This window comes from Capnocytophaga leadbetteri, assembly GCF_003054025.1.
Classification (GTDB): Bacteria; Bacteroidota; Bacteroidia; order Flavobacteriales; family Flavobacteriaceae; genus Capnocytophaga; species Capnocytophaga leadbetteri.
Window position 1 is genome coordinate 254034 of sequence record NZ_QBKG01000001.1, and the last position, 14060, is coordinate 268093.

The following is a 14060-nucleotide window of genomic DNA, read 5'->3' on the forward strand; positions in this document are numbered from 1 at the left end:
GGCTTAGAAAATAGACTTTTGTTTTTTAAATAATTTAAAAATGCGTCTTGTTTTTCAATAAATAGAAAGCAGAAGTATTTTTCTAATTATAGCGTTCTTGCCGATTAATAGTGTGGATAGAACACTTAAAAATCCTTAAAAAATTTTCTTTTATTGTATATTTTCTTCTTATAATTTGATATTCAGCGGCTTGCTTATTTCGAAATGTTAAAAAATACACTATTCTTAAATTTTATTGTAAAAAGTTTTGTTGGTTGTTAAAATAATCTTAACTTTGCCCCAAAATTAATTTATTTCAATAAAGTAATGAAGGTAAAAATATCAATGTTGCTATTCGTTTTTGCGCTATTTAGTAGTGCACTATTTGCGCAAACGAAAGTATCTGTGACAGGTACAGTTACAGGTAACGATGGATTACCCCTTCCTGGGGTAAGTGTTGTCATTAAAGGTACAACACGTGGTGTTTCAACTGACTTTGACGGGAAGTACGAAATTCAAGCTGCCGGCAATGAGGTACTTGAATTTAGTTCGTTAGGCTACACTTCGCAGTCAAAAAAAGTTGATAAGTCAAGTGGTAAACTTACTTTAAACGTTGTTTTGAAGGAAGAAGCCCAACAGCTTGGTGAGGTAGTAGTAACTGCCCTTGGTATCAAGCGTGAGCAAAAGGCGTTGAGCTACAACGTACAACAGGTAAAATCAGAAGAACTTACCAAAGTGAAAGATGTGAACGTAGTGAATAGCCTTAATGGTAAAGTAGCAGGGGTAAATATCCAACGCAGCTCAGCTGGGGTTGGTGGTGCTACTAAAGTGGTAATGCGTGGTCTTAAGTCAATTGATGGTAACAACGGTGTGTTATACGTGATTGATGGGGTGCCATTGTATAACAAACAAAATGACTCAGCAGGTGCAATGAGCCGTCCTGGTGGAGGTGAAGGTATCGCAGACTTCAACCCAGAGGATATTGAAAGTATCAACGTACTAACAGGTCCTTCAGCTGCTGCTCTTTATGGTAGTGAGGCTGCTAACGGGGTTATCCTTATCAACACCAAAAAAGGTAAGGAAGGAAAAACAGAGGTTAGTATCTCAAGTAGTATAGAGGTGATGACCCCTATAATGCTACCTGAGTTTCAAAATACTTATGGAAGTATAGGAGATAAGAGTTGGGGGGCTAAATTAGCTACACCTTCTACATTTGAGCCTCGCAAGTTCTTCAATACTGGTACTAATATGATGAACTCTGTGACTTTCTCAACCGGTAATGTACAAAACCAAACTTTTGTATCGGCTGCTCAAACTGAAGCAGAAGGTCTTATTCCTAATAACGCTTACTATCGTTATAATGTAGGGGTACGCAATACTGCTAAATTTGCAAAAGAAAAGCTACACTTAGATGTAAGTGGTAACTTTATCCGTCAAGGGAACCGTAATATGATAGCAGGTGGTGGTTACTTTAACCCATTAGTAGGTTTATACTTGATGCCTCGTAGTTTAGACTACAGAGATGTAGAAGCTTACGAACGTTATAACCCAGCACGTGGCATCTATGAAAAATACCAACCTTATTCAGAACAAGCAGATAGTTACTTCTCTGAAAACCCTTATTGGGTAGCTAATCGTGAGTTATTCTTAAACAACAAAAAACGTTATATGATGTCAGCTTCATTAAAATACGAAATCTTAAGCTGGTTAAACATCTCAGGACGTGTACGTTTGGATAACGACTATGGTACAAAAGAAGAAAAATTATATGCAAGTACTACTAACTTCTTAGTAGGATGGAAACCAGAGTTTGGTCCTCACGACAAAGGTTATTACAGTGTTGGCAACTCAAAAGATGAGCAAACATATGCAGATATTATGCTCAATATGAACAAAAACTTTGGTGAAGATTTCTCACTTACTGCTAACTTAGGTTCAAGCTACAACGATCGTTACAGCACAAGTTTATCAGCAGGAGGTTATCTTTTCCGTTTGCCTAACCTGTTTTCAGCCGCAAACTTCGATCCACAAATAGGAGGTTCAGGACAAGGTTATTCACGAGCTAAGAATGTAGCTGTTTTCGGTAGTGCAGAGCTTGGCTACAAAGGAATGCTTTACCTTTCTGTTACAGGCCGTAATGACTGGTCATCACAGCTAGTAAACTCAGCAGAGCCTTCTTTCTTCTATCCATCAGTAGGACTTTCAGGAGTTATTTCGCAAATGGTAAAACTACCACAATTTATTAACTATTTGAAAGTACGTGGTTCATATACCGAAGTAGGTTCGCCTATTAGCAAAACAGGTATCACTCCTGGTACTATTACCCATAATCTGACTTCTTCAGGCCTAACCACCAACAAGGTATATCCTTATCCAGAATTTAAAGCAGAACGTACTGCCTCTTGGGAAGCAGGTCTGAATACAAAACTTTTTGATAATACTTTGTCTGTTGATTTGACTTTGTATAAATCAAATACTTTCAACCAATTCTTTGAACAAGAGTTATCTTCTTCATCTATTTACTCATCATTCTATTTGCAAGCAGGTAATGTAGAAAACCGTGGGGTAGAACTATCAGTAAACTATAATAAAGAGTTCTTTAACAAAGAATTGAATTGGAATTCTACTCTTACTTATTCTCGTAACGTGAATGAGATAAAAGAACTTGTACGCGGTTATCGCAATCCATTTACAGGACAATTATTTGATATTACAGAAGTGCGCAAAGGTAGCACCGTATTGCGCGAAGGTGGTAGTATGTCTGATATAACAGTAAGAGGTGTTTTATCTCGCAATAAAAATGGCGAACTTATAGAAGAAGCAGCTCAGTACCAATATGATCAAACACAAGAAATAAAATTAGGACGTTCAACCCCAGATTTCCAAATGGGATGGAGAAATACATTGTCTTTCAGAAATATAGACTTTAGTTTCTTGTTCAATGGTAGTTTTGGTGGTATTGTACTTTCTGGTACACAGCCTTACCTTGATGCTTATGGTGTATCAAAAGCTTCAGCTGAAGCACGCGATGCTGGAGGGGTAATGGTAAATGGCAAGTTATATGATGCTCAAAAGTATTATAACACCATTAAAAAACTTCCTGGTTACTACTCTTATGACGCTACTAATGTACGTTTACAAGAAGTATCACTTTCTTATTCATTAGATGGTAAACACTTTTGCGATAAAGTAAAAAGAGTAACTCTTGGAGTTATCGGTACTAACCTTTGGATGATATATAACAAAGCTCCTTTTGACCCACAACTTACTTTTGGTGTAGGTACTTATGCTGCAACTGAGTTCTTTATGACTCCTAGTGCCGCTACTTATGGAGCAAGTTTGAAAATTCAATTTTAATTAAAAAAACAACGACAATGAAAATATTGAATAAAAATATAGCCATTATAGCTTTATCGAGTGTGTTTTTTACCTCTTGTACTAAGGATTTCGAAGAGGTAAATACCAATCAGCTACAGCCTACAGATGAGCAGGCTAGTAGAGACGGTATGTCGTCAGGAGGATATTTTGCAGAGTTAGTAAGTCTTCCTATCCCAACAGGTACTGGTACTGGGCCTGCTAATGACTACCAAGTAATTCAGAATATGAGTACAGACAACTGGGTGGGGTACTTTTCACCAGGTCGTAACCACTGGGATGGTGGTAATAACCAAACCAGCTATTATCTGTCAGATTTTCGTTTGAATGGTACATTTTCAACTCTTGTTAAGATAATGAACCCTTATTTTCAGATGAAAACCCAAACCCATAATGTGAAAACTGTTAATGGTAGATTGGTGTACGAAAGTAAGGATATTAGTAACCAAGCGATTTACTCTGTAGCGCAAATAGTGAAAATAATGGGTATGCACCGTGCTACTGACCTTTTTGGCCCTATACCTTATAGTGATATGGAGCCTGGTAAGGTAAAAGCTAAATACGATAGCCAAGAACAAGTGTATCGTTCTTTCTTGCGCGAGTTAGATGAAGCAGTAACTACACTTAATCAGTATGGAGCTAGTAACAAAGTATTGGAAGAGTATGACCCTGTATACGGTGGTGATACTTCTAAATGGATACGTTTGGGTAACTCATTAATGCTACGTTTAGCAATGCGTGTACGTTATGCAGATCCTGCATTGGCCAAACAATATATCACTAAAGCAACTACTAGTACAGGAGGGCTTATAGAAAATGATGACCAAGCAGGTAAATTAGTAACTAGCAGCAAGTATATTTTCCACCACTCATTGGTAACTATGCTTGGATATAAAGAGCTAAAAATGGGTGCCACTATTTACTCTTATTTAGTAGGATATAACGACCCACGTACTGAAAAGTATTTTACTAAGAATACAGCAGGTACTAATCAGACTGATTTCTACGCTGTGCGCTCTGGTATCAACCCTATAACCGATGCTACTGTATATGAGAAATACTCAGAACCCACTGTAGTGAATAGTACGCCTACTTATTGGCTACGTGCTTCAGAAGTACAATTCTTGCTTGCAGAAGCAGCCTTAATAGGTTGGTATACTAATGACACTGCTGAAAACTTGTATAAAAAAGGTATAGAACTTTCATTTACAGAAAATGGTCTTACTAGTTCAGCTGCACAAGCTTATTACAATACAAGTGCTTCGCCTGCTAATTACATAGACCCTAAGAACTCTTCTTACAATGCGAATGCTGTTAGTACTATTGACAAAAAATGGATGTCAAGCGGTAGTGAAGAAGAAAAATTAGAGCAAATAATTACTCAGAAGTACTTAGCTAACTATCCTAACGGTTTTGAGTCTTGGAGTGAATGGAAACGCACTGGCTACCCAAGAATGTTTGGAGTACCTTTTGATTTGAGCAACAAAGGAAGCCAAAATATATCATCATCAGGAAAAGAATATGGTGTACGTCGCTATCCTTTCCCTCAAAAAGAATTTGAATTGAACAGAGAAAACGTTACAGCTGCACAAGCGTTATTAGGAGGAACTGATAATGCTGCAACCAATGTGTGGTGGGATAAAAAGACAAAATAATTTAATACTATGAAAAAGATAATATACACACTATTAGCACTTTCAGTTACTCTTACTTCTTGTAGTAAGTGGACAGAAACTGAGACGATGCGTGATGACTTTGAAAAAGCAGCTATAGAAGACCTTATAAACAAGCGTGATGCCGCTAAATGGGTAGCTGAAGCAGAACGCACTGTAGAAAATAAGAAAGCGCTTGAGGCTTATTGGCAACAACTACGTGAGTATAAACAAAAAGCGTGGCTTAATACTGGTAAAGCAGGAGGGCAAGTACCTATGGTATACTTCTGGTTTGATGGTCCTACTTGGCAACCAGTAAAAGGAATAGCACGTGGTTGGTTACAAGCTGTGCCAGACTCAGTAGTAGCTATCTCAATATGGGGAGGTACCAATATGCGTCCTGAAACCCTTACTGACAATCACAAAAAAGATATTGAAATTTTCCATAAAAAAGGAAGCGCTATCTTGATGTGCTGGCAAACACCAGGTGTAGGTTTAGGATTGCCTGCTACCAAAGAAGGAGTAAGTGGATATCAGAACTTCCACAATAAGTATCCTTATCCAGAATGTTATGAGCAATGGCCTGCTATTTATGCACGTGAGCTCGCTCGCTATATTATAGCTATGGATTTTGATGGTTATGATGTAGACTGGGAAACTTGTGGTGACCACGGCTCTGTGACTAGAGAAGGAACTCCTTTGATGATTTCTGATAATAATTATGAGAATATAGCTAACTTTGTAAAAGAGATGGCTAAATACTTTGGCCCAGTAGGAGCTGACCATCTAGTAAAAACACAAGCAGAACGCCAAGCTAACTTAAAAGCTCTTTTCGAGGCCTCTACTGCTGGTTATCACGCTAAAGAAAAAGAGTATATAGATGAGTTTAAACCTTATCTGCCAGCTAATTACCTTACTAAGCGTTATTATTTCTGTGCAGACGTACCTTGTGGAGTACCGCCTATATTTGGTAGAAACTCTCAAACCCCATTAGATATTGCTAATAATGCTTTTGCTATCTACTTTGATAAGCACTTTATGCAAGATTATAGTGTGAATGGAGTGAATATGAATGGCTCTCATCCACCAATGTTAGGAGGCCCTTATTACAACTCAACTTCTGCTAACTATCAAGCTGGTAACTTCCGCGTGATGATACAAAAAGGTAAAGATGTAAAAGCAGGGAAAGTATGGGGCTTAGGTGCTTACCACGGACAAAGTGACTATGCAGTAACTAATGAGAGTGATAATTTCTTTAAACAATATCTAAAAGATAATAATATAAAAAGAAAGTATTTGCACTATGCTTGGACACGCGAGGCTATCCGTTTGGCAAACCCACGTGAGGATTATTCAGGATATAAAGAAATGGAACCTACAATTATTCTCCCTTAAAAGATAAGAACGATGAAAAATATAGTTAAAATAACTGGATTAGCCCTACTTATGGGGGTAACCGCTTGTCAGAAAAAATTAGACGCTGACAATAATAGCAGCACTAGAGGTAATACTTCGGCTGTGTATATGAATAACAATAATGCAAGTATTAGTTTTCCTAAATCTACTGAGTCAGGTAGTACTAAGTTTGAGGTTCGTATCTCTAACCTAAGAAGTAAGGAAGAAACTATTACTGTAGCAGCTACTGATTTCTTTGCAGAATACAACGAAAAGAACTCAACTTCTTATAAGATGTTGCCTGCTTCAGAATACACTTTATTTGAAGAGGGGAATGTTTCTAACTCTTCTAATAATGGCATTTTGAAAGTTACAATCAAACCAGGACAAACCTCTGCCCAAATAGGAGTTAAAGTACGTCCGTTGGATGAAGATACTTATCCTATGGGGGTGAAATACGCTATTCCTTTGCGTATTGTTTCAGCTTCACTACCTATACTTTCTAACAAAGATGTAGTTGTTACTCTTAGCCGTCCGTTCAAAACCTCTGTAGCTAAGATAGCTCAAGGTTATGCTTTAGGGGTAAAAGTAGCTGATAATGTACCTGCAAGTGATGAGTTTACTGTACAAGGATTATTCTTATTTAAAGAGTTTCACGCATATAATGGTGTGAATGTAAATATGTCGCTTTTCCAAGGTGAGATGTTACCTTATACTCGTATTGATGCAGGAAAAATACAAGTGAAAAACGGTGGTGGAGACAGCCCTGATGACTGGGCACTCACTTCTGAAATAGCTAAGGATAAATGGTGCCAAATTACTTTTACTTATAAGGATTCATATTTAAAACTTTATGTAAATGGTAAGCTTATTAAAACTTATCAACGTCCTAGCTTAAAAGTATCTCCTGGTATGCGTATCAATATTGAGAATACTCAAACTTCATATTCTGCAGATCGTTATTTCCGCGAATTTAGAGTATGGAACCGAGTGCTTACAGATGCTGAAATAGTAGATGGTCTCTACTTACCTGCTGACCCTGACACTAAAGGACTAGTAGTGTATTTGCCTATCAATAAAAAAGATGCTTTTAAAGATATGAGCAAGTATAATAATACTACTATCTATAGAAAAGGAACTTCAAGTTATAATGGAGGGATACAAGATGGTGGCAATTATGTGAAAGATATTGAAGCTACTGAATTTGTAAATGGCATAGAATGGACAGAAAATGTGAAATTCCCTGCTGAAGGTTTAGAAACAGAACAATAATACTAACAATAAAGAGGCTATTCTTTTGAAGAAAAGCGTAGCCTCTTTAAAAAAAAATAAATACAATGAAAAGAATTATAACCAATAGTTTTATAGTTGCTCTTGGTATGGTAGCTTTGGTAGCTTGTAAAAAGGACGAAATTACCATTCAGAAGAACGATAATGTTAACTGGCAAATCGATAACGATATCGTTAATGATGATATTCGTACTCGTATTGGCTATGACCCTCGCTTTGAGTATGCTTTGCCTGCTGCAAGTGTAGTAGAGAATGCTATGATTAGTTTGGAAGGTTTTACGATTACTGAAAAAAGCACACGTAGTATAGAAGTTAAACTTTCTAGACCTTCTGCTAAAGATGTGAAAGTGTCTTTAGCATATGATGCTACTTTATATGATAAAGTAAAAGATAAACATATAGGATATGAGTTAGGAGAAGCTTCATTGGCTGAAATTACAACAGCAGAGAAGACTATAGCAGCAGGTACTACCACCACTACTTTTGAAATAAAAGTGGCTAATAAATCTGATTTTCGCCAAAAAGTGATTTTACCATTTATAATAAAAGCATCAGATAATGATAATGTGAAAACTATGAGCGGGAAAGACCTTTTTGTGGTAAAGATATTTCCTAAAGGTGTTACTTTTGAGGTTGCTAATAGTAATATTCTTAAAGAAGCTGTTGTAAAAGATGATGGTAAAACATATATGACTGACAAAGAAGTTGGTGTGGTAGTTACTCCTTCAGATGTTATTCCTGCAGCTATTTCATTAGGGTTAGTGAGAGATAATGGTCTTGTAACTGATACTACTAATCAAACCTTAGCACCCAATAATATAGTAGCAACTATCAATAAGGTTGATTTTAAAAATATAGCTAAAGGTACTATTTCATTCACTTTGCAAAACATAGAAACTTTAACCACTAAAGGAAAATATGTACTACCTTTGAAGTTAATGGCTTATGATGCTTCAGGAACTGCACATCAAGTACTTGATACACCGATTTTAGTAACTATTGATGTAAGCAGTGATGGCGTACCAAGTGATAATGAAATTAGAAGAATACGCAACTATACTGGCAGCTATATTAGCCCTTCTAAATATAATTTCTATACAAATTACCAATCAGGTCATATTTATAAAATGCATGATGGTGATGTGATGGGTAATCCTTGGTGGATAGATGCTTCTATACAAGATGACGACCAAAAACCTTATGTACAGGTAGTATTTACAGAAAAAACAGTTATCAATGGTATTAAGATATATCAGAGAACGCCATATAAGAGAATACAAGAAATGCAGGTTTTTGCCTCAGCTAGTTCTTCAGAACCTTATATTCTACAAGGAATTTATTCAGAAACATATAACCCAAGTATATTAATTCTTAAGTTTGATAAACCGATTAAAACAGACGAACTATATATAGGTTACTTTAAAAACTCTCAAAACCAATATATAGATATTCACGAAATGGTATTTTTCTAATATCAAAATAAATTGTTTGTTGAATAGAATTTTCTGATTAATAAAAACAGCCGCTTTTATAAGAGTTTTTCTTGTAAAAGCGGTTGTTTGTTAATTGACAAGTTTGCTAATTAGCTAATTGTTTTTATCTTTGCACTTTCAAAATGCTAATCAATTTATGGATTTTTTATTTTCGGCAGATGCGCTTGTGGCGCTTATTACCCTTACTTTCTTAGAAATAGTTTTAGGGATTGACAACGTGATATTTATCTCAATAGTTACAGGTAAATTACCTCAAGATCAGCGCAAAAAAGCTACACGTGTGGGGCTTTTCTTAGCAATGTTTTTGCGTATAGCCCTGCTATTGGGTATTTCAGTATTGATAAAGCTTAAAGATCCTCTTATCTCGGTAGATTGGGGGTGGTTTAGCGCTCATTTTAACGGACAAGCCCTTATCTTATTGGCAGGTGGCGTCTTCTTGCTCTACAAGTCTACTCGCGAAATTCACGCTAAGGTGAATCATATAGAACACGTAACCGAATCGGATAACCCACAACGCAAGCAGCACGCTTCGTTTGGAGGAGTTGTCGCTCAGATATTGCTGATAGACCTTATCTTTTCGCTTGATAGTATCTTAACTGCCGTAGGTATGACCAATGGTTTGGGAGGGGCTATCTATATAATGATAACTGCTGTGGTGCTTTCCGTAGGTATAATGATGCTTTTTGCTAATCCTGTGGGGGAATTTGTAAATAGAAATCCGTCTATTCAGATATTAGCGCTTTCGTTTTTGATACTTATTGGTTTTATGTTAATAACTGAAAGTATGCACCTATCAGAAGCCGTGTTGGCGGGGCAAGAGGTGGGAGCTGTGCCTAAAGGGTATTTGTACTTCGCAATTGCTTTCTCATTAGGTGTAGAGTTTTTGAATATGCGAATGAGAAGAAAAAGCTAATCACCTAATTAGTAAATTAGCAGATGGACTTTAAAGATATTTTAGGATACGATACTATCAAAGGCTATTTGAAAGCGAGCGTGGAAGCAGGGCGCATACCTCACGCTCAACTGTTTGTAGCCAGCGAAGGACAAGGGGCTTTGCCAATGGCAATCGCCTATGCGACCCTCGTACTTAGCCAAAACAACCCTAAAGCCATAGCCCAATGTGCTCAATTAGCGCACCCTGATTTGCACTTTGCTTTTCCAACCTCGACCAACGATAAGGTGAAAAAAGACCCCGTCAGTTCACTGTTTATGGACGAATGGCGCACTTTTATTAAAGAACAGCCTTATGGCAGTCTGTTTGATTGGTTGCTCTTTTTGGGTATAGAGAAAAAACAAGCTGTTATAGGGGTAAATGAGGCGAAGGAAATTACTAATAAATTAGCCCTCAAATCTTTTGAGGGAGGCTATAAAGTGATGATTATCTGGATGGCAGAGAAAATGAATGTCGATTCGGCTAATAAATTGCTGAAGTTGTTAGAAGAGCCCGCAGAGAAGACTTTATTCCTGTTGATAGTAGAGGATGAAAATGCGCTGCTTGACACTATTAAGTCGAGATGCCAGATACTGCGCTTCCCTCCATTGAGCGAGAATGCTATCAGAGAGGGACTTATAGCAAAGGGCGTCGCAGAGGCTGAGGCTACTAAAATAGCTATACGCTCGCAAGGTAACTATAACAAAGCCTTGCAGCTAATGCAAAACAAAGAGAATGAAGAAGCGGTATTTGAACGTTGGTTTATAGCGTGGGTGCGGAGTGCCTACAGAGCAAAAGGCAACAAAGCTGCCATACAAGGGCTACTACAATGGAGTGAAGAGGTGAATACCGTGGGGCGTGAGGTACAAAAGCAATTTTTGCTGTATTGTGTAGAGGTTTTTAGGCAAGCGTTTTTGCTAAACTACACTGCTACTGATTTAGTATATATTCAATTTAACGACCCGAGCTTTGATTTGCGAAAGTTCGCACCATTTGTACACGGTAATAATATAGAGCAGATATATCAGTTGATAGAAGAGGCTATTTATCACGTAGAGCGCAACGGTAATGGTAAGGTAATCTTTACTGATGTCGCCATTAAACTCACTCGATTGTTACATACCCGTCAGTAATAAGCTATATCATTAACCTTTAATCATTTAATTATTATGCTACAAGCAATATCACCCATTGATGGCAGATACGCCGATAAAACAAAAACTTTAGTGCCTTATTTTTCAGAAGAGGCTCTGATTCGTTATCGTGTGCGTGTGGAAGTAGAATACTTTATTGCACTTTGCGAGCTTCCTTTGCCACAGCTTACAGATTTTCCTAAAGAAAAATACGAGGCACTTAGGAAACTCTATCAAAATTTTACAACTGCAGAAGCACAGAAAGTGAAGGAGATAGAGCGTACTACTAATCACGATGTGAAAGCAGTAGAGTATTTCATAAAAGAAGCGTTTGACTATCTGCAATTAGAAAAATACAAGGAGTTTATCCATTTTGGGCTTACTTCGCAAGATATTAACAACACAGCTATACCACTCAGCATCAAAGAAGCGATGAGTGTTGTATATTACACTGAAATACAGTCTCTTATAGATAAGTTGCGACAATTAGTAGCCGAGTGGAAAGATATTCCGCTATTGGCGCGCACTCACGGTCAGCCGGCTTCACCCACTCGCTTAGGTAAAGAGTTTCAGGTGTTTGTTACTCGTATAGAAGCTCAACTACAAAGTTTGAGAGCTGTGCCTTACGCTGCTAAATTCGGAGGGGCTACAGGTAATTACAACGCTCATAAAGTTGCCTATCCTTCTATTGATTGGAAGGGCTTTGGTACGCACTTTGTAGAAAAAGTGTTAGGATTGCATCACTCATTTCCCACTACTCAAATTGAGCATTATGACCATTTAGCGGCTCTTTTTGATGCCCTTAAGCGCATTAATACGATACTTATCGACCTAAATCGCGATATATGGATATATATTTCGATGGATTACTTCAAACAGAAGATAAAAGCAGGAGAAGTAGGCTCATCGGCTATGCCTCATAAGGTAAATCCTATTGATTTTGAAAATTCAGAAGGGAATTTAGGTATAGCGAATGCCCTTTTTGAGCATTTGGCTGCTAAGTTGCCTATTTCGCGCCTACAACGCGATTTAACTGATAGCACTGTGCTACGCAATGTAGGAGTACCTTTTGGACATACCCTTATCGCTTTGCAATCTACCTTAAAAGGGCTGAACAAACTGTTGCTAAATGAGGCTGCTATACGCAATGACCTACAAGACCACTGGGCAGTAGTTGCTGAGGCTATACAGACCGTGTTGCGCCGTGAGGGCTATCCTAATCCGTATGAAGCCTTAAAAGGACTTACGCGCACTAATGAGGCTATCACTGCTGAAACTATCAGCCATTTTATTGATACTTTAGAAGTTAATGAGGCGGTAAAAGCAGAACTAAAACAGATAACTCCGGAGAACTACACAGGAGTGATTTTATAAATAAAATTTGTTACTTATCATTATTTTTGTACTTTTGCAAAAAATATGCTATTGTAGGTCTTGTAGTTCAACGGATAGAATAGAAGTTTCCTAAACTTTAGATCCAAGTTCGATTCTTGGCAAGACCACTTAGTTTAAGTTGTTTGACTTATGAAAGACCTAAACGTTTACATAGAAGAATTGCTCTACAAGCACCAATGTGTGATTATTCCTAAATTTGGCGCCTTTATTTCTAATAGAAAATCGGCTACGATGGGCGATGATAAAACATTCGACCCACCGAAGCGCGAGCTTACTTTTAACCCTAGCCTCAATTCTAATGACGGTTTGCTTATAAAATACGTGTCAGAACAATCGGGGATAGATTATAACCTTGTAGAGGATTACGTAAATTTAGCTGTAGAAGGGTGGAAACGCATTCTTCAGCAAGATCAGCCTTTGGTGTTAGACAAGATAGGCACACTACGCCAGATAGGCGAGGGGCGTATATCATTTACGCCTGTAGATGATGTAAATTATCTAACTGATTCGTTTGGTATGGCTCCTTTTATACCTCACGAAGTGCCTGCGTCAGATTTGCAGATACCTGAAAATCAGATAAAACCTACACTAAACACTTCGCATACTCTTCCGCCAGAAGAGGAGTTGCCTACTGCAATAGAGAGTCCGATTAGCCAAGTGACTCCGGTGGTGCCTACTCCGGCAGAAGCCCCTAAGAAAGGCAAAAAAGAAAAAGCCCCTAAAGCGGCAAAAGACCCGAAAGAGAAGAAACCTTTCAAACTACGCCCTTATATTAAGTATTCGGCAGTAGCAGCAGTGGGTCTTATCATTTTGGCTTATGGTGCTTATCGACTTTTCAATGAGAAGGTAGTGGCAGATGGTACTACTGATAACCAGTTTGTGGTAACTGATAGTCTTGTGCAAGAACGTTTGAACCAAAAACTGAGTGAAGCAGGGATTTTTATGCCACCTATCACTATGCCTACCGTGGCATTGCAAGCTGAAAAGGTGAAGAGCAAAGACAATAAACCTGAAAAAGATAAGACTGAGACCACTAATGGTAAGCCTGAAAAAGATAAAAAAGCTAATGGTGGAGAAGTAGCTAGTACCCCTACTCAAACGGGAGGTAGCAATGCTTCTGGAGGTAGTTCAGCAGGAGGCAAGATGAATAATGCTGTCTTGGCGGCTAAGAAATACCAAGTAATAGCAGGGGCTTTCAAAGAAGAGAAGAATGCACAAGTACGTGCTAGACAGCTACAAAAGTTAGGCTATAAAAATGCTTATGTGTTAGGTCTCAACGCTAAAGGATTGTATCAGGTGAGTTATGGTGGTTTTGACAGTATGGATGAGGCTAAACTGATGCAAAAAGAAATAAAAGAAGCTAAAGAAGAGAAAAAACTTGACGGTGGCTGGATACTAACCCAATAAAATGAATAAC

The 14060-nt window shown here is 37.8% G+C and carries 9 protein-coding genes and 1 tRNA gene; all 10 read left to right on the forward strand.

Annotated elements, in window-relative coordinates:
• The first annotated feature begins 306 nt into the window (after positions 1 to 306).
• Entirely contained in the window at positions 307 to 3336 is a 3030-nt protein-coding gene (locus tag C8P65_RS01365) for a SusC/RagA family TonB-linked outer membrane protein (protein ID WP_107780656.1), read from the forward strand.
• A gap of 17 nt (positions 3337 to 3353) precedes the next feature.
• Positions 3354 to 5009, forward strand: a complete 1656-nt coding sequence (locus C8P65_RS01370; protein ID WP_107780658.1) for a SusD/RagB family nutrient-binding outer membrane lipoprotein — start codon at positions 3354 to 3356, stop codon at positions 5007 to 5009.
• Between the two features lie 9 nt (positions 5010 to 5018).
• A complete protein-coding gene (locus C8P65_RS01375; RefSeq protein ID WP_107780660.1) occupies positions 5019 to 6401 on the forward strand; it encodes a glycoside hydrolase family 18 protein in 1383 nt (460 codons plus the stop codon).
• Between the two features lie 12 nt (positions 6402 to 6413).
• On the forward strand, positions 6414 to 7673 hold the full coding sequence (locus C8P65_RS01380) for a DUF1735 and LamG domain-containing protein (RefSeq protein ID WP_107780662.1): 1260 nt from the start codon (positions 6414 to 6416) through the stop codon (positions 7671 to 7673).
• 65 nt (positions 7674 to 7738) lie between these two features.
• Positions 7739 to 9163 carry a BT_3987 domain-containing protein gene (locus C8P65_RS01385; RefSeq protein ID WP_107780664.1) on the forward strand — a complete coding sequence of 475 codons (1425 nt, stop codon included), beginning with the start codon at positions 7739 to 7741 and terminating at the stop codon, positions 9161 to 9163.
• Between the two features lie 157 nt (positions 9164 to 9320).
• Positions 9321 to 10097, forward strand: coding sequence for a TerC family protein (locus tag C8P65_RS01390; protein WP_095913483.1), 777 nt, complete (start codon positions 9321 to 9323; stop codon positions 10095 to 10097).
• Between the two features lie 23 nt (positions 10098 to 10120).
• Positions 10121 to 11248, forward strand: coding sequence for a DNA polymerase III subunit (locus C8P65_RS01395; RefSeq protein WP_107780667.1), 1128 nt, complete (start codon positions 10121 to 10123; stop codon positions 11246 to 11248).
• 36 nt (positions 11249 to 11284) lie between these two features.
• Positions 11285 to 12622: an adenylosuccinate lyase gene (purB, locus tag C8P65_RS01400; RefSeq protein ID WP_107780669.1), complete on the forward strand. Its 1338-nt coding sequence runs from the start codon at positions 11285 to 11287 to the stop codon at positions 12620 to 12622.
• 56 nt (positions 12623 to 12678) lie between these two features.
• Positions 12679 to 12750 (forward strand) — tRNA-Arg (locus tag C8P65_RS01405).
• Between the two features lie 22 nt (positions 12751 to 12772).
• Positions 12773 to 14050 (forward strand): HU domain-containing protein, encoded by a 1278-nt coding sequence (locus C8P65_RS01410; protein WP_107780671.1) that lies wholly within the window; start codon positions 12773 to 12775, stop codon positions 14048 to 14050.
• Positions 14051 to 14060: the final 10 nt, after the last annotated feature.